Here is a 17,840-nt window from a genome sequence, read left to right on the forward strand (position 1 = left end):
GGGTATCTCCGCATCATTCGCCGCTTCAGGCGGCATTCTTGTTCTGTTGCTTGCGCGCATAGGCCACGGCGGCCTCGCGTACCCAGGCACCGTCTTCGATGGCCTTGCGGCGGGTGGCGACGCGCTCCTGGTTGCAGGGGCCGTTGCCCTTGAGCACCTCGTAGAACTCATCCCACTGGATCTGGCCGAAGTCGTAATGGCCACGCTCGGCGTTCCACTTGAGCTCAGGGTCGGGAGCGGTGCAGCCGAGCAGTTCCAGCTGCGGCACGGTCTGGTCGATGAAGCGCTGGCGCAGTTCGTCGTTGCTCTGACGCTTGATCTTCCAGGCCATGGACTGGGCGCTGTTGGGCGAGTGTTCGTCGCTGGGGCCGAACATCATCAGCGCCGGCCACCACAGGCGGTCGATGGCGTCCTGGACCATGTCCTTCTGTGCCTGGGTGCCGTGGCGCATCATGGTCAGCAGCAGTTCATAGCCCTGGCGCTGGTGGAAGCTTTCTTCCTTGCAGATGCGCACCATGGCGCGGGAGTAGGGGCCGTAGGAGGTGCGCTGCAGCACCACCTGGTTGACGATCGCCGCGCCGTCCACCAGCCAGCCTACCGCGCCCATGTCGGCCCAGCTCAGGGTCGGGTAGTTGAAGATGCTCGAATACTTGGCCTTGCCGCTGTGCAGCTTGGCGATCTCTTCGTCGCGGTCGGCGCCAAGGGTTTCCATGGCGCTGTACAGGTACAGGCCGTGGCCGGCCTCATCCTGGATCTTGGCCATCAACTGCAGCTTGCGCTTGAGCGAAGGGGCGCGAGTGACCCAGTTGCCTTCCGGGAGCATGCCGACGATCTCGGAATGGGCGTGCTGGGAAATCTGGCGGATGAGCGTCTGGCGGTAGGCCTCGGGCATCCAGTTCTTGGCTTCGATCTTGATCTCGGCGTCGATCTTCTCCTGGAAGGCGCGCTCTTCGGGCGACATCTCTTCCAGGGTCTTCAGGCGTTTGACGCCGGTTTCTACGAGCTGTGCGTACATGGTCGGGCTCCCGCTGATGGGCTGCTTGGGGCGTGGGTCATTTATAAGCGATACAAAACACAACATCAAACAGTATTTGATGTATCAAATAAGATTTGTGTATCGCTTTGCGGCCAATCGCTGGCAAGCCAGCTCCGGTGCAGCACAGACCTAAGGAATTGCGCGATCGCTGTGGGAGCCGGCTTGCCGGCGAAAGGGGCGTAGGCGCCCCCAGCTTTCTCAAGGCAAAAAAAGCCCCGGATCAGGCCGGGGCTGAACGGAATGCCGATGAGTCAGCTGGCCAGCCGCTTGTCATACACGTGACAGGCCTTGCCCTCTGAACGTTTCAGCGTGCCGCACGGCTGCAGCTGGATCTGCGTGCTGATGCCGATGTAGGTCTTGATCTGCTTCGCCAGTTCACCCACCACCTGCTTGCGCTGGCCCTCGTCGAGGTACTGGCTGTCGCTGCGCAGTTCAACGTGCACCTCGACGCTGTCGAGATTGCCATTACGATACAGGTGAATCTCATACAGCTCGGAAAGCTGTTTTATCTTGAGTACCTGCTCCTCGATCTGCGTCGGGAACACATTGACCCCGCGGATGATCAGCATGTCGTCGCTGCGCCCGGTGATCTTGCCGATGCGCCGCATCGGCCGCGCCGTGCCCGGCAGCAGGCGGGTGAGGTCGCGGGTGCGGTAGCGCACCATCGGCAACGCCTCCTTGCTCAGCGAGGTGAACACCAGCTCGCCGAGCTGGCCATCCGGCAGCACCTGGCCTGTGACCGGGTCGATGATCTCGGGGTAGAAATGGTCTTCCCAGATGGTCGGGCCGTCCTTGGTCTGGATGCACTCCATGGCCACGCCCGGGCCCATGATTTCCGACAGCCCGTAGATGTCCAGGGCGTCGATGCCCAGGCGCTGCTCGATGGCGCGGCGCAGTTCATCGGTCCAGGGTTCGGCGCCGAAGATGCCCAGGCGCAGCTTGAGGTCGTGCGGGTCGATGCCCTGGCGCTCGATCTCGTCGGCGAGGTTGAGCATGTACGAGGGGGTAACCATGATGATGTCCGGCTGGAAGTCGCGGATCAGCTGCACCTGTTTCTCGGTCTGGCCGCCGGACATGGGGATCACCGTGCAGCCCAGGCGCTCGGCGCCGTAGTGCGCGCCCAGGCCGCCGGTGAACAGGCCGTAGCCGTAGGAGACATGCACCTTGTCGCCGCGGCGCCCGCCGGCGGCGCGAATCGAGCGCGCCACCACGTTGGCCCAGGTGTCGATGTCGTTCTGGGTGTAGCCGACCACCGTCGGCTTGCCGGTGGTGCCGCTGGAGGCGTGCAGGCGCACCACTTGATCCTGGGGCACGGCGAACATGCCATAGGGGTAGTTGTCGCGCAGGTCGTTCTTGCCGGTGAAGGGGAAGCGGGCCAGGTCCTCCAGCGATTTCAGGTCGTCGGGATGGGCGCCGCAGGCGTCGAAGCGCTGGCGGTACAGCGGCACATTGGCGTAGGCGTGGTTCAGGCTCCAGCGCAGGCGCTCCAGCTGGTGCTGGCGCAGTGCGTCGAGGCTGGCGGTTTCCATCGGGTCGAGCAGGGCGCGGTCGGCATCGTGGTAGAGATTCATGGTTTCACTCGAGTTGTTCTTGTCGTGGGCCGGGGCCCTGAGTGTCATGGCAGGCAGCATACTGCCCGCGTCGCTTGGCGTCTCTGGCGGCTGATCAGAGGCGTTCGATCACCAGGGCGATGCCCTGGCCGACGCCGATGCACATGGTGCACAGGGCGTAACGGCCGCCGGTCAGCTCCAGCTGGTGCAGGGCGGTGGTGACCAGGCGTGCGCCGCTCATGCCCAGCGGGTGGCCCAGGGCGATGGCGCCGCCGTTGGGATTGACCCGCGGATCGTCGTCGGCCAGGCCCAGCTCGCGCAGCACGGCCAGGCCCTGGGCGGCAAAGGCTTCGTTGAGCTCGATCACGTCCATGTCGCCCAGCGCCAGGCCGGTCAGCTCCAGTACCTTGTGAGTCGCCGACACCGGGCCGATACCCATGAGGCGTGGCTCGACGCCCGCCACCGCAAGGCCAAGCACCCGGCCACGGGCCTTGAGGCCGTGGCGTTGCGCGGCCTGTGGGCTGGCCAGCAGCAGGGCGCAGGCGCCGTCATTGACGCCCGAGGCATTGCCGGCGGTGACGCTGCCGCCCTCACGGAACGGCGTGCCCAGGCGCGCCAGTTGTTCCAGGGTGGTGTCGCCCCGCGGGTGCTCGTCCTGCTCGATACGCTTGGGCGGGCCTTTGCGCTGCGCGATCTCCACCGCGACGATCTCTCGGGCCAGGCGGCCATTGGCCTGGGCGGCGGCGGCCTTGAGCTGGCTGCGCAGGGCAAAGGCATCCTGGTCTTCGCGGGCGATGTTGAAGCGCTCGGCGACGTTCTCGGCGGTTTCGGGCATCGAATCGATGCCGTATTGCGCCTGCATCGACGGGTTGACGAAGCGCCAGCCGATGGTGGTGTCGAACAGCTGCGCGCTGCGGCCAAAGGCCTGTTCCGACTTGCCCATGACGAAGGGTGCCCGCGACATCGACTCGACGCCGCCGGCCAGCATCAACCCGGCTTCGCCGCAGCGCAGGGCGCGGGCAGCATTGCCGATGGCGTCCAGGCCCGAGCCGCACAGGCGGTTGATCGTGGTGCCGGGCACCTCGATCGGCAGCCCGGCCAGCAGGCCGGCCATGCGCGCGACGTTGCGGTTGTCTTCGCCGGCCTGGTTGGCGCAACCGAGGATCACATCGTCCAGTGCCGCCCAGTCGAGTCCGGGATGGCGCGCCATCAGCGCCTTGATCGGCACCGCGGCGAGATCGTCGGGGCGCACGCTCGACAGGGCGCCGCCGTAGCGGCCGATGGGGGTGCGCACGGCATCGATGATCAGCGCGTGGGGCAGGCTGGCGTCAGTCATTTGAAGTCTCCGGCGACAGCACGGTGCCGCGCACTTTGTAGGATTTGCCGTGGAACAGGGCGATCAGTTCGCCCTGCTGGTTCTTGATGCGCACGTCGTAGTTGCCGGTGCGGCCTTTGCGGCTTTGTTCGCTGGCGCTGGCCTGCAGGCGGTCGCCGAGCCGCGCCGGGGCCACATAGTCGATGCTGCAACCCAGGGCCACGGCTGCTTCATCGTAGCTGTTGCAGGCGAAGGCGAAGGCCGAATCGGCCAGGGCGAACAGGTAGCCGCCATGGCAGGTGCCGTGGCCCTGGATCATGTCGGCGCGCACGGTCATGCCCAGGCGGGCGCTGCCGGGGCCGGCTTCGAGCAGCTCGATGCCCAGGCCCTGGCTGGCGGCGTCACGGCCGAACATGGCCTCGACGCAGGCGCGGGCCAAAGTGTGTGCGGATTGATCAGCCATGCAGGCGACCTCCTTCGGCGTGGGTGCGGCGCAGCAACAGGGACGGTCGGTAACGTTCCTCGCCGTAGCTGCGTTGCAGGTTGTCGAGCACGTTCAGGGTGTAGCCGATGCCCAGGTCGTCGGCCCAGGCCAGCGGCCCGCGCGGGTAGTTGACCCCGGCGCGCATGGCCAGGTCGATGTCACCGGGAGTGCCTACTCCTTGCAGTACGGCGTCGGCGGCTTCGTTGGCGAGCATGGCCACGGTGCGCAGCACCACCAGGCCGGGCAGGTCGGCGACCGGGCAGGCGCTCAGGCCAGCCCGGGCAAGCAGGGCGACGGCCTGGTCCAGGGCCTCGGCGCTGCATTCGGCACCGTGGCTGATGGCCAGGCGCGTGGCGCTGGCGTAGTCCAGGGCCAGGTCCAGCAGCACCAGGTTGCGCAAGCCGTCCTCGCGGGCGCGCTGGCTGGCCAGTCGGCCATCGGACAGCGCCAGGGTGGCATCTCCCACACGGAGCAGGCCGATGCCGGCGCGTTCGGTGACGGCGATACCGTTGGCGCGCAAGCGCTCGACCAGGGGCTGCAGGGCACCCAGGTCGCCTTCAACCGTGCAGCGCTCTACAGGCGTCTGGCTGGTCAATGTCGCGGGCTGTAGCCGTTCGGCACCCTCGGCGTAGCTATAAAAGCCCTGGCCGGTCTTGCGCCCGAGGCGCCCGGCGTCGACCAGCTCTTTCTGCACCAGCGACGGCTGGAAGCGGAAATCGCCATAGAAGGCTTCGAACACCGAGCAGGTCACCGCGTAGTTGACGTCATGACCGATCAGGTCGGTCAGTTCAAAGGCGCCCATGCGAAACCCCCCGGCGTCGCGCAGCACGGCATCGAGGGTGGCGCAGTCGGCGGCGCCCTCCTGCAGCAGGCGCAGGCTTTCGGCATAGAAGGGCCGGGCCACGCGGTTGACGATAAAGCCCGGCGTCGAACGGGCATGCACCGGTTGCTTGCCCCAGGCACGGGCGGTGTCGTAAAGCGTGGCCGCCAGGCTCGGCGCAGTGGCCAGCCCGGAGACGATCTCCACCAGCGCCATCAAGGGCGCCGGGTTGAAGAAGTGCATGCCAATGACCCGCTCCGGGTGCTTGAGCCCGGCGGCGAGGCTGGTGATCGACAGCGAAGAAGTGTTGCTGGCCAGGATGCAGTCCGTGGCGCACAGGGCTTCAAGCCGACGCAGCAGGTCCTGTTTGACTGGCAGTTGTTCGACGATGGCTTCGATCACCAGATGGGCCTTGGCCAGGGCGTCGAGGCTGTCCACCGGTTGCAGCCGGTCGCGGATTGCGCTGCGGCTGTCAGGCGCAAGCTTGCCTTTTTCCACCTGCCGGCCGAGCAGGCGATCGATGCCTTCGATCGCCTGCTCGGCTGCGCCGGGGCGCGTATCGTAGAGACGCACGGGATGACCGGCCTGGGCCGCCACCTGGGCGATGCCGGCACCCATGGCGCCTGCACCGATTACTGCCACCAGGGCGTCGTTGTCGAGTGCGGCCATGGTCAGCGCCCCTTGAACACAGGTGTGCGTTTGTTCATGAAGGCGCTGACGCCCTCGCGGTAATCCTCGCTGCGCCCGGCCAGGCGCTGGAGGTCGCGCTCCAGTTCCAGCTGTTCATCGAAGCGGTTGTCGAAACTCTGGTTGAGGGCACGCTTGATCAAGGCCAGGCCGTAGGTGGGCTGGGCTGCCAGGTGACGGGCCAGGCCGAGTGCTTCGTCGCGCAGCGCGGCATCGTCCACCACCCGGTGGATCAGCCCCCATTGCTCGGCCTGCTCGGCGCTCAGGCGCTCGCCCAGCAGGGCCAGCGCCTTGGCCCGGGCCATGCCGACCAGTCTGGGCAGCAACCAGGTGCCGCCGGAATCCGGCACCAGGCCAATCTTGCAGAACGCCTGAATGAAGCTCGCCGAGCGTGCCGCCAGCACCAGGTCGCAGGCCAGTGGCAGGTTGGCCCCGGCACCGGCGGCCACGCCGTTGACCGCGCAGATCACCGGCAGCGGCAGGTCGCGCAGGCTGCGCACCAGCGGGTTGTAGAACTGTTCGATGGATTGGCCGAGGTCAGGCAGCTCGGCGCCGGGCGCGACATTGCGGTCGGCCAGGTCCTGGCCTGCGCAGAAGCCACGGCCTTCGCCGGTCAGCAGCAGCACGCGGGCGTGGTCGCTGTGGCGTACCTGCTTCAAGGCCTCGCGCACCTCCAGGTGCATCGCGGTATTGAAGCTGTTGAGCTGCTCGGGCCGGTTGAGCGAGAGGAGGGCGACGCCGTCGTCGCCGATGGAAAACAGGATGTGCTGGAAAGACATGACTGGCTCGCTCCGTCAGTCGGTGGAAGGCTTACAGCCCTTGGAATCGGGCCGGGCGTTTTTCCTGGAAGGCGCGGATGCCTTCGTTGCGGTCGGCGGTGCCGGCCAGCAGGGTGAAGGCATGGCGCTCGAAGCGCAGGCCGCTCGCCAGGTCCATGTCCTGGGCCTTGAGCAGCGCCTCCTTGGCCAGGCGCACCGCCAGCGGCGCCTTGGCGGCGATGGCGACGGCCACCTGCAGGGCGCGCTCGACGGTGAGTTCGGGCTCGGTGACTTCACTGACCAGGCCGGCCTGCAGGGCATGGCGGGCGCCGATGGCCTCACCGCCGAGGACCATCTGCATGGCCAGCGGCTTGCCCACGGCGCGCAGCAGGCGCTGGGTGCCGCCAGCCCCGGGAAGGATGCCGAGGTTGATTTCCGGCTGGCCGAAACGGGCGTCGCTGCCAGCGATAACGATGTCGGCGCACATCACCAGTTCGCAGCCGCCGCCTAAGGCGAAGCCGTTGACGGCGGCGATCAGAGGTTTGGCGAAGCCGGTGATGCGTTGCCAGTGGGCCACCCGCGGGTCTTCGAGGATGCCGACCAGGTCGCGCTGGGCCATTTCGTTGATATCGGCGCCGGCGGCGAAGGCCTTGCGGCTGCCGGTAATGACCACGGCACGGATCTGCGGGTCCTGGTCGGCGGCATGCAGTTCTGCGGCCAGCTCTTCCAGCAGCGCTGTGTTCAGGGCGTTCAGGGCCTGCGGGCGGTGCAGGGCGATCAGGCGGACACCGTCCGCTGGGGCCTGCACGATGAGGTTGCTTGGCATGGGATACCTCGGGCTGCACGTTCGGCGCCGGCTGGGGCCGGCTTTTCTTGGAATTGTTCGTGGTGCTGGGGCAAGTATATGTTCAATACGATACATAAAATCAACATGGAAATTGTAATTGCGTATCTATATGTGAAGCGAGTTACGCTGTCACGGGGCAAGCCCGCTCCCACGCAGCCTCGCTCTTACTATCACTCGGTGGGAGCGGGATTGCCCCACGATGAAGTCTTCACAGGTCTGAAGCTTGGTGAAGAAAGCGATACACCAGCAAGGCATTGACTAAGTGATTTGATCTGATACAGGATCGATAAGTCTTCTGAATCATATCGAGAGCCAGACCCATGCCCTGCTACCGCCTCGACGGCCTCACCCCCGTGGTCCACCCCAGCGCCTACGTACACCCAAGCGCCGTGCTGATCGGCGACGTGCTGGTCGGCGCAAACTGCTACATCGGCCCCTTGGCCTCGCTGCGCGGCGATTTCGGGCGAATCATCCTGGAGGAGGGCGCCAACCTGCAGGACACCTGCGTGATGCACGGTTTTCCCGGCGGCGACACGGTGGTCGAGCGCAACGGCCATATCGGCCATGGCGCCGTGCTGCATGGCTGCCGGATCGGCGAGGATGCCCTGGTCGGCATGAACGCGGTGGTCATGGACGCCGCGCATATCGCCCCGCGCTGCATCGTTGCCGCCACGGCCTTCGTCAAGGCCGGCTTCGAATGCCCGCAGCAACACCTGGTGGTCGGCGCGCCGGCCGTGGCCAAGCGCCCGCTCAGCGACCAGGAACTGGCCTGGAAGCAGCGCGGTACCGCCGAGTACCACAGCCTCGCCCGGCGTTGCCTGAGCGCGCTGGTGGAATGCCCGCCATTGACCGCGCCGGAGCAGGACCGCCCACGCATGGGCGACTCCGGCTTCAGGCCCAAGGCCGAGGGCGGTGCATGAGCCTTGCGCGGTCGCGGCAGGCAGGTATAGTCGAGGCTTTAGCCGCGCCTCGTTCCCCCATGAGCAGCCTTGCCCCCCTGAATCACCTGATCACCCGTTTCCAGGAGCAGACGCCGATCCGCGCCAGCTCCCTGATCATCACCCTCTACGGCGATGCCATCGAACCCCATGGCGGCACGGTCTGGCTGGGCAGCCTGATCAACCTGCTGGAGCCGATGGGCATCAACGAGCGGCTGATCCGCACCTCGATCTTCCGCCTGACCAAGGAAGGCTGGCTGACCGCCGAAAAGGTCGGCCGGCGCAGCTATTACAGCCTTACCGGCACCGGCCGGCGGCGCTTCGAAAAAGCCTTCAAGCGCGTCTACAGCGCCAGCCTGCCGGCCTGGAACGGCGCCTGGACCCTGGTGCTCCTGGCCCAGCTCGACGCCACCAAACGCAAGGCGGTGCGTGAAGAGCTCGAGTGGCAAGGCTTCGGCGTCATGGGCGCGAACCTGCTGGGCTGCCCGCGCACCGACCGTGCCGACCTGGCGGCCACCCTGCGCGAGCAGGATGCCGAGGACGACTGCATCGTCTTCGAGACCCACGCCCAGGAAGTGCTGGCTTCCAAGGCCCTGCGCGCCCAGGTGCGGGAAAGCTGGAACATCGAGGAACTGGGCCAGCACTACAGCGAGTTCATCCGCCTGTTCCGCCCGTTGTGGCAGGCGATGAAGGACCTGGACGCGCCAAGCCCGCAGGACTGCTTCCTGGCGCGCACGCTGCTGATCCACGAGTACCGCCGCCTGCTGCTGCGTGATCCGCAGTTGCCGGACGAGCTGTTGCCGGGGGATTGGGAAGGGCGCGCGGCGCGGCAGCTGTGCCGCAACCTGTACCGGCTGGTGCAGGGCAGGGCGGAGGAGTATCTGGCCAGCGCGCTGGAAACGGCGGATGGGCCGTTGCCGGATGCCAACGAGAGTTACTATCGACGCTTTGGTGGGCTTGCTTGAAAAGCTGTGCCCTGTAGGAGCGGCCTTGCCCGCGCCTACAGGGACGGTGACGCTTTCAACCCCGCTGATCGAAGAAATGCCCCATCAGCTGCAACAACGGCCGGCGTCGGTTCTTCACCGCGAACTCCCATTCATGCGTCTGCGACGGCGCATGGCCGAGCTCATGCTCGCCCAGCAGCTTCTGTACCTTGGCCAGGCGGTACCAGGGCACCGAGGGGAAGGCATGGTGAACGATGTGCAGGTTGAAGTTGAGGATCACGAAGCGCGACCACAGCGGCAGGCTCTTGCAGTCGTGGGACACGCCGTCCTGCTCCCAGAACTGCAGGCGATCGGCATCGCGGGCGAGCAGCGGGGCCTCGGCGTGGTGCGGCAGGTTGAGCAGCTCGACCATGAAGAACAGGAACACCCAGTTGATCAGGTAGAACAGCACCAGGTCCAGCAGGTGCCCCAGGCTCCAGGCCAGCACGGCCGCCGCCAGGTAGCCGGCCAGGTACAGGCGGGCGAAGCGGATCTCCTTGAGGATCCGCGGCGAGCTGTCGCCCTTGGCCTTGGCGATGAAGGGCGCGCGCCAGTTGAGCAGGAAGTGGTTGGCGGCGATCATCGGGATCCAGTGCTTCCAGACGAACTCCAGGGTGCGCTCCTGCTTCTTGGTCATCACCGAGAAGCGCTCGATCATGCCGCGGTTCTCCGGGTCGTTCACCGGGTGCGCGGTCCAGGTGTGGTGGGCCATGTGGAAGCGCCGGCGGACCAGGAACGGCAGGGCAATCAGCCAGCCGTTGCAGTGGCCGATGAAGTCGTTGAACCGGCGGTTGGCCGAGGCGGCGCCGTGGGTCGCCTCGTGCATGATCAGGTAGAGCTGCACGGTGGCCAGACCGGCCAGCGCCAGGCCCAGCAACTGCAGGGCAGTGGAGTCGGCGAGCCAGAGGTTCCAGGCCACCGCCAGCAGCAGCAGGTCGGCAAACCACAACATCACGGTCCAGGGTTCCCGGGCACCGTCGGGGATCTGTTTTCTTACACTAAGCCATTGGTCCTTGGTCACTTGCTGAAACTCCGATCGGTTAGCTGGCGGCCCGGGAAGCCGGGGCCGCGGGTAGGCTGCAGAGGTTGTTGGCCAGGTGCGCGTAGGCCAGGTCGAAGCGGGCGATGTCATCATCGAAACCGTGGCTGCGCGGCGCCACGGCGAAGTCCTGGAACACCAGCTGGATGCAGTCGTAGCGGCTGCCGTTCTCCAGGTGCCAGGCCGGCAGGTAGGCGGTGATCGCAAAGCCCAGGCGGCGCAGGCTGGCCAACAGCTCCAGCTTGTCGGCCAGGATCACCAGGCCGACGTACTCGGCCTGGGAATATTGACGCAGCAGTGCGCCCAGCTCGGTCAGCACGGCGTGGGTCGAGGCATAGCGGCCGCACTGGCCCGACAGCATCAGCGCGGCGGCCTGCGGGTCGTGGCTGTAGCTGAGCTGGCCATGGCGTTCGGCGCCGCTCGGGCCGCTGAGGTAGGTGTCCGGGTAGCTGCCGGGGGCAACGGCAAGCTGCAGGGCGGGGTAGAGCAGCCTGCGGATATAGTCGGCGGCGCGGGTGGTCACGTACCAGGGGGCGACGTGCGCAAAGCGGGCCTGGGGGACGGGGTGGATGGCGGTCAGGTGATACTCGCGCAGGCCATCGACCTTGTCCGGGCCACCGTCATGGCCCACCAGCACGGCGGGGCGGATCTTCTTCATGACGCCGTGGCTGGCGATGTTGCGGGTAATGTAGAAGCCCAGTTCCATGGGTGCTGGCCGGTGCGTCTCGAAACCGAGGCGGACCAGGCTGGAGATGGCGCCGGTCCTGCGCGCGTCAGGGTGAATCACACCGTGGCACACCTCCCACGACTGGTTCCACGGGCGGCGGGCGATGCAGCAGCAGCCGACCAGGTTACCCTCGGCCTCGGCGACGAACCACTGCTGTTGCCCGCTGCTCATCGAGTAGCGGATGTAGGACGAGCTCTGGCAGGGGTGGGTGGTCTGCCCATAGACCTGCTGGAACAGCGCGGCGAGGGCTTCGATATCGGCGGGGTTGGCTGGGCGATAGCGTAGTGTTTCGGTTTCCGGCAACGGCGCAACGGCCGTTTGCGGTGAACGGGTCGCAGTCATGACGCACCTATTGTCTTTATTGAAGGCGAACGAAGGCAGTGACCGCCCAGGGCAGGTCACGGGTACGTGTCGTTTTTGGCGCTGCGGTCAGTGGCGAGGATGTCGTCGGTTGACGGCGGGGCTGGCGGGGGCAAGCAAAAGGCAAGGCAGGGCGGGTTTGAACGGAGCGTCATCCGTGAGCGTGGCCATTACGCAACTCCTGTACATGGCGGGGTTCTTGTCCGAGGCAAACAGAAATCCTTCTCGTTGCCAGGAAACCGACTATAGAGCCATGCCATGGGCTGTCAAACGCGCACGGAGGGTCGCCTGCGCGGTGGCCTGTGTGGGGCGGGCAAGGGGCGGATCAGCCCGCCCCCGGTTTTTCGGCACGCCAGGTTCCAGGGTCATGTGTTGTAGGCACAGGCTTACATGCTTACGCCCGAAATGACGACTCGGCGTTCAGCTATCGCTGCCCTTGGGATGGGCGATGATGCGTTGCGGTTCAGGTTTCCCCAGGCCCGGTGCAGGCACGCGCAGTGGCTGGCCGGCAGTGCTGTAGACCTGGGTGCGAGTGGCCAGTCCGTCGACCAGGGCGCCTTGCAACGGTTGCCTGGCCGGCGGCTTGCCACGGGCCTTGAGATCGGCGATCACCTCGTCGACCAGGGCATCTATCTGCGTGCTGTCCCGGTGGTGGGCGGTGGTGATCAGGTGCGCGGTATCCCCCGAGGTGGCCAGGCAATGCCGCTTCCACACGCTGGCCGAGGGGCAGGGGAACACCACGGTGATCGAGTTAGGGTTGCGCCAGGCCTCGATGCCGGCTGCCCGCAGCCGGTCTACCGCATGCTGGGCCAGGTCCAGGCAGCGCTGGATGCGCTCCCGCCAGTCGTCCATGGAGCGGCTGCGCAGGGCGGCCCACATCATCAGCGGCGTATGGCCGTTGCGCGAGCCGCTGATGGTCTGGTCGCGGGCGCTGATGTAGTCGACCTCCACCGAGATGCGCTCGACGTTGGCGCGCCGGGCCACGACGATGCCGCAGGGCATCGGCGAGCCGATCATCTTGTGCCCCGAGACACAGATCGAGTCGATGCCGTCGGCGAACGAGTAAGGCTCGGGGGCGTCGACGAAGGGCAGGATCATGCCACTGAGTGCCGCGTCGGCGTGCAGGTAGTAGTCTTCGCGGCGGATGCCGGCCCGGGCCAGACGCTGCTGGATGGTGGCGATGTTGTCAGTGGCGCCGCGCAAGGTGGTGCCGATGTTGGCGAAGATGATCGGGTGGTGCTCGCCGTCGGCCGTGATCCGTGCGACCAGGTCGTCATAGTCCATCTCGCCACTGGCCTGGGACGCCACCACCTGGGCCTTGATGCGCAGCAGGCGGACGATCTTGGCCACCGAGTAGTGGGTGTCCTGGGAGTAGTAGAGCGTGGCGTCGGGGAATAGCTCGCGGGCCAGGTAGCAGCCGAACATGTTGCCTTCGGTGCCGCCATTGGTGACATAGCCCCAGCTGTCCTCGAAGGGGATGTGGAACAGTTCGGCGAAGAAGCGCATGACCTCGCGCTCGAAATCGAAGGAGTTGAGCAGGTAGTTGCTGTACTCGTTCCAGTCGCCGCAGTTGTTGATGGAGAAGCGCATGAAACGGTGCAGCAGGCTGTAGTCGAAATCGGCGGATTCGGGGTAGCCGACATTGAAGTACTGGTGGGTGAGGCAGTAGCGCCAGAACCCCTCGAGACGTGCGTGGTCGGCAGGTGAGAATGTCATGTCCAGCTCCATGGAGCGCGCCCGGCCGACCTGGGCCGGGCGCGTTGCGGGTGAAAGTCCTTGTCGGTGGTCGTGTCGGGCTCAGGCGGCCAGGGTGGCGCCGCCGTCGACCACGATGTCCTGCAGGGTCACGTGGCCGGCCTGCTCGGACGCGAGGAACAGCACCACATGGGCGATGTCTTCGGGCGTGGCGATCTTGCCCAGGGGCACGCCGAGCTTGAATTGCTGTGGCAGGCCGTCGATCAACTGCCGTTCTGCCGCCGGATCGCCCAGCATGCCGGCCAGCATCGGCGTGCGCGTCGAGCCCGGCGAGACCACGTTGCAGCGCACGCCGTAGGGCGCAAGCTCCAGGCCCACGCAGTGGCTGAGGCTGACCAGCGCGGCCTTGGAGGCGCAGTAGGCGGCCATGTTCAGGCGCGGCACATGGGCGGCGTTGGAGGCGACGTTGACGATGGCGCCGCGGCGCTGGCGGCGGAACACCGGGGTCCATTGGCGCATCAGGTAGAACGGCGCGCTGGCGTTGACGTCGAGGCAACGCTGCCAGTCCTCGCAGGACACCTCGTCGCTGAGCCCGAGCCGCAGTACGCCGGCGACGTTGACCAGCACATCGAGATACTGCGCCTGTTCCTTGAGCCGGTCGCAGACCCGTTGCACGTCGGCCGGATCGGTCAGGTCGACATGCAGCAGCGGGAACGGCACGTCGGCCTCCTCGCAATCCAGGCCGATGACCTCGGCGCCTTCCTCGACAAAGCGCTGCGCCACGCAGCGGCCGATGCCGCTGGCGGCGCCGGTGACCAGCACGCGCCGTCCAGTGAAGCGGGCCATGGCCATCAGGCAGCCCCCCGCGCTTGTACCAGCGACCACCAGCCGTCCAGGGTCGGCGCGTTGGCCAACTCCTCGAAGCTGACGGCGATGCCGCGCTGCTTGAGCTCGGCCGCCAGCTTCATCACCTGCAGCGAGTCCAGGCCGTAGAAGATCAGGCTTTCCTGGGGATCGAGCTCGCTGTCGTCCTCGATCATCTGGCGCACCCGGCCGTGCAGCCAGTCGCGGGTGGTCACGCCCGCCGGCTGGGTCAGCAGGGTGGCGGTGTCGGTGACATGGCCACAGCGGGTGGCCACGTACTTCAGGGCCAGGCGGTGCTCCTCCTCGGAAAAGTCGGCCACCGCGTCGCCCACCAGGAAGGCCTGGATATCGTTCATGAAGGCATCGGCGGCGGTGATCATGCAGCCGATATGGGCGTACACGCCGCCGATCAGCAACTGGTCACGCTGCCAGCCACGCATGCGTTCGAGCAGGTCGGAGCGCTGGAAAGCGCTGTAGCGCCACTTGGTCAGCACGGTATCGCCCGGCTGTGGCGAAAGCGCGTCGATGATCGGTTGCTGCTCGGGGTTCGCCGCCGGCAGGCCCGGGCCCCACATGGCGTTGAGCAGGGCGCGGTCTTCCGGCGGTTGTTCATGGGGCTGGGCGGTATAAACCACCGGGATGCCCTGCGCGCGAGCCCACTGGATCAACCGCGACAGGTTGTCCACCAGCGCGGTGAGCAGGGCGCCGTCCGGCTGGTAGAAGCGCAGGAAATAGCGCTGCATGTCGTGGATCAGCAGCACGGCGCGGGTCGGATCGGGTTGCCAGGTGGTCTTGTTGGCCGGGTAGCTGGCCGGTTGCGGCATGGGGTAGTCGTGGATGGTTGGAATGGTCATGTCGGGTCCTTGGACGGTCAGGCGGTCGGGGCGACGGCGAGCAGCGCGCGCAGTTGCTTCTTGTCGATCTTGCCCACCGCGGTCAGCGGCATGGCATCGATCAGCCGGATGCGGTCCGGGAGCTTGTATTCGGCGATGCCCAGGCCCATCAGGTGGCGGCGCAGGGCGATCGGCTTGAGTTGCGGGTTGCGCGAGACGATGAACGCGCAGCTCTTCTCGCCGAGCAGTTCGTCGGGCAGCGCCACCAGGGCGGCATGAGTCACGTCGGGGTGCATGACGATCAGGTTCTCGATCTCCTCCGAGGCGACCTTCTCGCCGCCGCGGTTGATCTGGTCCTTGACCCGCCCGACGACCCGCAGGTTGCCGTCGGCGCTGCGCTGGACGATGTCGCCGGAGTGGTAGAAACCGTCCTGGTCGAACACCTGGGCGTTGTGCTCGGGGCTTTTGTAGTAGCCGCAGAAGGTATAGGGGCCGCGGGTGGCGAGCATGCCGGGCTCGCCGTCAGCGACCGGCCTGCCCTGTTCGTCGAGGATGCGCACCTCGTCCAGTTCGCTGATCGGCCGGCCCTGGGTGGTGAACACCTGTTCGTCGCTGTCGTCCAGGCGGGTGTAGTTGACCAGGCCTTCGGCCATGCCGAAAACCTGCTGCAGCTTGCAGCCCAGCACCTCGGGAACCTGGCGCGCCAAGGCCTCGGCGAAACTGGCGCCGCCGACCTGCAGCAGGCGCAGGCTGCGCAGCTTGGCGGCGTGCCCGGGGGCGGCCTGCAGCCATAGGGCCACGGCGCTGGGCACCAGGGCGGCCATGGTCACGGCGTGGCGTTCGATCAGGGCGAAGCAGTGCAACGGCTCCGGGTTGGCCGCCATGACGATGCAGCCGCCAGCGTGCAGCACGCCCAGGCCACCGGGGGAACTGAGGGTGTAGTTGTGCGCCGCTGGCAGCGCGCAGAGGAAGCGCGTGGCGCTGTCGAGGGCGCAGATCTGCGCGCTGGCCCGCACGCTGTAGGCGTAGTCGTTGTGGGTACGCGGGATCAGCTTGGGGGTGCCGGTGCTGCCGCCGGACAACTGGAACAGCGCCACCTCGCCGGCGGCGCTTGGGGTGTAGTGGGTGCCGCGCACATCGGCGCTGGCGCTCCAGTCGTCGAGGGCATCGAGCATCAGCGTCAGTTTCGGGCGCAGGCCTTCCTTGGCCAGGTCGTCGAGGAACGCCTCGTTGCGGAATACCTCATGCTCCGCCGAAGCGATCAGCAAGGCCGGCTGGATCTGCCGGGCGAAAGCGCCCAGCTCGTGCTGGCGGTGGCTGTACAGCGCGTTGACCGGGGCGATTCCGGCCTTGAGCAGGGCGAACAGCACAATGTAGAACTCGGCGACGTTGGGCAACTGCACCAGTGCCGTGTCGCCCTGGCCAAGGCCGTGGGCGGCCAGGCGCGACGCCAGGTTGGAGGCGCGGCGGTCCAGTTCGCCATAGCTGATGCGGCGTTCGCCGCAGAGGATCGCCGGGGCTTGCGGCTGCACGGCGGCGCGGGCGATCAGCAACTGGCTGAGTGGCTGGTCGTTCCACAGGCCGGCGGTGCGATAGCGTTGCGCCCGGTCTGTGGGCCAGGGGGTGAATTCGATGGTCATGGGCATCTCGGAAAGGCGGTTTGAGGTCAATGGTCCAGGCCACAGGCACGCAGCATGGTGCCGAGCTTGGTCTGCACTTCGTTCCATTCGCTGTCGGGGCTGGAGGCCTCGACGATGCCGGCGCCGGCGAACAGGCGCACGCGCTGGCCGCTGAAGGTGCCGCAGCGGATGGTCACCACCCACTCACCGTTGCCCTGGGCGTCGCACCAACCGACCATGCCGGTGAACAGGCCACGCTCGAAGGGCTCGACGAAGCGGATCAGCTGGCGGGCGCGCTCGGTGGGGTAACCGCATACGGCGGGGGTCGGGTGCAGGCGGCAGGCCAGTTGCAGGGCGTCGATATCGGCCGAGGCCAGTTCACCCTCGATACGCGTGGACAGGTGCCACAGCGCCGCAGTGCTGATCAGCGAGGGCCGCTCGGGGACCTGCAGGCGGCTGCACAACTCGCCGACGCGCTGGGCGATGTCCTCGGTGACCAGGCGGTGTTCGTAGTGGTCCTTCTCCGACGCCGCCAGCCATTGCGCATTGGCGCGGTCGGCCTCGGGGTCGGCCATGCGTCGCACGGAGCCGGCCAGCGGGTTGCTGACGAAGGCGGTGCCTTGCTTGTGCACCAGCAGTTCCGGGCTCACCCCCAGCAGGGTGGAACCGTCGGCCAGGGGCACGCGGAAGTGGTAGCCCTCGCGGTTCAGTGCCTTGAGGTTGGCCTGCACCTGGGCTGTGTCCACGGGCGCGGCAAAGTGCAGTTCGCGCTGTACCGAGAGCACGGCCTTGCGCACATCGCTGTGCTGGAAGTTGACGATGGCGTGGCGCACGGCGCGCTTGAAACCGTGTTCGTCGGGGATGTTGGCCTGGCTGAGCAGAGCAGGCAGCGAGCCGGTCTGTACAGGAGCCGCGGTGCGCGCCTGCCAGGTATAGGCCTCGGGAACGTACAGGCTGGAAGCCTGGGTGGTGTCGAAGGGGATCGCGCCGACCACGATGGGATTTTCCTGCCCGGCCTGGCGGGCGCGTTCGAAGGCCTGGTCGATGCTGCGCCGCAGTGCGCCACTGGCCAAATGGCTGCCGTGAGCCGGGGTGTCGATGCGTTCGCGCAGGCCGCTGACGCTCAGCTCGCGCTCGCCGGATGTGAATGAAAAGCTCGAATCCTCTTGGTTGAGCGGCATGGTGTCCCTGTCTTGCAAACGCAGGGTGCCTGTCTTCATGGGTTGCCTCCTTGGCGATGGGTGAGAAAGAAAACCTTGAAATATAATCATTCTCGTTAGTAAAT

Annotated in this window: 15 protein-coding genes and 2 pseudogenes; 3 read left to right on the forward strand and 14 right to left on the reverse strand. The window is 66.8% G+C overall.

Going from position 1 to position 17,840, the window contains the following annotated elements; translation table 11 throughout:
- Positions 1-34: 34 nt before the first annotated feature.
- Positions 35-148, forward strand: a pseudogene (locus LOY42_RS26610) (hypothetical protein); the annotation flags it as partial.
- On the opposite strand, the pseudogene paaA reads toward LOY42_RS26610, so the two are convergent.
- From paaA to paaF, 7 genes and pseudogenes are all read right to left on the reverse strand, one after another.
- Positions 131-1,081 (reverse strand): annotated as a pseudogene (gene paaA / locus LOY42_RS12640) (1,2-phenylacetyl-CoA epoxidase subunit PaaA); the annotation flags it as partial. The pseudogenes LOY42_RS26610 and paaA sit on opposite strands and share 18 nt — an antisense overlap.
- 206 nt (positions 1,082-1,287) lie before the next feature.
- A complete protein-coding gene (gene paaK / locus LOY42_RS12645; RefSeq protein WP_258600905.1) occupies positions 1,288-2,607 on the reverse strand; it encodes a phenylacetate--CoA ligase PaaK in 1,320 nt (439 codons plus the stop codon).
- A 94-nt stretch (positions 2,608-2,701) separates the two neighbouring features.
- Positions 2,702-3,922 carry a 3-oxoadipyl-CoA thiolase gene (pcaF, locus tag LOY42_RS12650; protein WP_258600913.1) on the reverse strand — a complete coding sequence of 407 codons (1,221 nt, stop codon included), beginning with the start codon at positions 3,920-3,922 and terminating at the stop codon, positions 2,702-2,704.
- Positions 3,915-4,364, reverse strand: coding sequence for a hydroxyphenylacetyl-CoA thioesterase PaaI (gene paaI / locus LOY42_RS12655; protein WP_258600915.1), 450 nt, complete (start codon positions 4,362-4,364; stop codon positions 3,915-3,917). The genes pcaF and paaI overlap by 8 nt, the downstream gene beginning before the upstream one ends.
- On the reverse strand, positions 4,357-5,874 hold the full coding sequence (paaH, locus tag LOY42_RS12660) for a 3-hydroxyacyl-CoA dehydrogenase PaaH (RefSeq protein ID WP_139671047.1): 1,518 nt from the start codon (positions 5,872-5,874) through the stop codon (positions 4,357-4,359). Before paaH ends, paaI begins: the two co-directional genes overlap by 8 nt.
- A gap of 2 nt (positions 5,875-5,876) precedes the next feature.
- Entirely contained in the window at positions 5,877-6,671 is a 795-nt protein-coding gene (paaG, locus tag LOY42_RS12665; protein ID WP_102682036.1) for a 2-(1,2-epoxy-1,2-dihydrophenyl)acetyl-CoA isomerase PaaG, read from the reverse strand.
- Positions 6,672-6,702: 31 nt separating this feature from the next.
- A complete protein-coding gene (gene paaF / locus LOY42_RS12670) occupies positions 6,703-7,476 on the reverse strand; it encodes a 2,3-dehydroadipyl-CoA hydratase PaaF (protein ID WP_258600918.1) in 774 nt (257 codons plus the stop codon).
- Positions 7,477-7,817: 341 nt separating this feature from the next.
- Here paaF and paaY point away from each other — a divergent pair, with 341 nt between their 5' ends.
- Together paaY and paaX are read left to right on the forward strand one after the other, a co-directional pair.
- Positions 7,818-8,417 carry a phenylacetic acid degradation protein PaaY gene (gene paaY / locus LOY42_RS12675; protein WP_094009904.1) on the forward strand — a complete coding sequence of 200 codons (600 nt, stop codon included), beginning with the start codon at positions 7,818-7,820 and terminating at the stop codon, positions 8,415-8,417.
- 59 nt (positions 8,418-8,476) lie between these two features.
- A complete protein-coding gene (paaX, locus tag LOY42_RS12680; protein ID WP_139671043.1) occupies positions 8,477-9,400 on the forward strand; it encodes a phenylacetic acid degradation operon negative regulatory protein PaaX in 924 nt (307 codons plus the stop codon).
- Positions 9,401-9,455: 55 nt separating this feature from the next.
- Here the strand turns inward: paaX and LOY42_RS12685 are convergent, their stop codons facing one another.
- The 7 genes from LOY42_RS12685 to LOY42_RS12715 all read right to left on the reverse strand — a co-directional run bounded on the left by LOY42_RS12685 (position 9,456) and on the right by LOY42_RS12715 (position 17,775).
- A complete protein-coding gene (locus LOY42_RS12685) occupies positions 9,456-10,370 on the reverse strand; it encodes a fatty acid desaturase (protein WP_256659301.1) in 915 nt (304 codons plus the stop codon).
- Positions 10,371-10,458: 88 nt separating this feature from the next.
- Positions 10,459-11,526, reverse strand: a complete 1,068-nt coding sequence (locus LOY42_RS12690; protein ID WP_139671039.1) for a GNAT family N-acetyltransferase — start codon at positions 11,524-11,526, stop codon at positions 10,459-10,461.
- 438 nt (positions 11,527-11,964) lie between these two features.
- The gene (locus LOY42_RS12695) at positions 11,965-13,260 is read right to left on the reverse strand and encodes a histidine decarboxylase (protein ID WP_139671037.1); all 1,296 of its coding nucleotides are present in this window, start codon (positions 13,258-13,260) and stop codon (positions 11,965-11,967) included.
- 81 nt (positions 13,261-13,341) lie between these two features.
- The gene (dhbA, locus tag LOY42_RS12700; RefSeq protein ID WP_110703388.1) at positions 13,342-14,091 is read right to left on the reverse strand and encodes a 2,3-dihydro-2,3-dihydroxybenzoate dehydrogenase; all 750 of its coding nucleotides are present in this window, start codon (positions 14,089-14,091) and stop codon (positions 13,342-13,344) included.
- Complete coding sequence (locus tag LOY42_RS12705; RefSeq protein WP_258600923.1) at positions 14,091-14,957, reverse strand: isochorismatase; 867 nt, start codon at positions 14,955-14,957, stop codon at positions 14,091-14,093. Before LOY42_RS12705 ends, dhbA begins: the two co-directional genes overlap by 1 nt.
- Positions 14,958-14,974: 17 nt before the next feature.
- A complete protein-coding gene (locus LOY42_RS12710) occupies positions 14,975-16,576 on the reverse strand; it encodes a (2,3-dihydroxybenzoyl)adenylate synthase (protein ID WP_139671030.1) in 1,602 nt (533 codons plus the stop codon).
- A 26-nt stretch (positions 16,577-16,602) separates the two neighbouring features.
- Positions 16,603-17,775, reverse strand: a complete 1,173-nt coding sequence (locus LOY42_RS12715; protein WP_258600925.1) for an isochorismate synthase MenF — start codon at positions 17,773-17,775, stop codon at positions 16,603-16,605.
- Positions 17,776-17,840: the final 65 nt, after the last annotated feature.

The organism is Pseudomonas sp. B21-023 (assembly GCF_024749165.1).
Classification (GTDB): Bacteria; Pseudomonadota; Gammaproteobacteria; order Pseudomonadales; family Pseudomonadaceae; genus Aquipseudomonas.

Coding starts and splice junctions, on each gene's coding strand:
- paaK (WP_258600905.1), bottom strand. CDS start 2,607: ATGAATCTCTACCACGATGCCGACCGCGCCCTGCTCGACCCGATGGAA.
- pcaF (WP_258600913.1), bottom strand. CDS start 3,922: ATGACTGACGCCAGCCTGCCCCACGCGCTGATCATCGATGCCGTGCGC.
- paaI (WP_258600915.1), bottom strand. CDS start 4,364: ATGGCTGATCAATCCGCACACACTTTGGCCCGCGCCTGCGTCGAGGCC.
- paaH (WP_139671047.1), bottom strand. CDS start 5,874: ATGGCCGCACTCGACAACGACGCCCTGGTGGCAGTAATCGGTGCAGGC.
- paaG (WP_102682036.1), bottom strand. CDS start 6,671: ATGTCTTTCCAGCACATCCTGTTTTCCATCGGCGACGACGGCGTCGCC.
- paaF (WP_258600918.1), bottom strand. CDS start 7,476: ATGCCAAGCAACCTCATCGTGCAGGCCCCAGCGGACGGTGTCCGCCTG.
- paaY (WP_094009904.1), top strand. CDS start 7,818: ATGCCCTGCTACCGCCTCGACGGCCTCACCCCCGTGGTCCACCCCAGC.
- paaX (WP_139671043.1), top strand. CDS start 8,477: ATGAGCAGCCTTGCCCCCCTGAATCACCTGATCACCCGTTTCCAGGAG.
- LOY42_RS12685 (WP_256659301.1), bottom strand. CDS start 10,370: ATGTTGTGGTTTGCCGACCTGCTGCTGCTGGCGGTGGCCTGGAACCTC.
- LOY42_RS12690 (WP_139671039.1), bottom strand. CDS start 11,526: ATGACTGCGACCCGTTCACCGCAAACGGCCGTTGCGCCGTTGCCGGAA.
- LOY42_RS12695 (WP_139671037.1), bottom strand. CDS start 13,260: ATGACATTCTCACCTGCCGACCACGCACGTCTCGAGGGGTTCTGGCGC.
- dhbA (WP_110703388.1), bottom strand. CDS start 14,091: ATGGCCATGGCCCGCTTCACTGGACGGCGCGTGCTGGTCACCGGCGCC.
- LOY42_RS12705 (WP_258600923.1), bottom strand. CDS start 14,957: ATGACCATTCCAACCATCCACGACTACCCCATGCCGCAACCGGCCAGC.
- LOY42_RS12710 (WP_139671030.1), bottom strand. CDS start 16,576: ATGACCATCGAATTCACCCCCTGGCCCACAGACCGGGCGCAACGCTAT.
- LOY42_RS12715 (WP_258600925.1), bottom strand. CDS start 17,775: ATGAAGACAGGCACCCTGCGTTTGCAAGACAGGGACACCATGCCGCTC.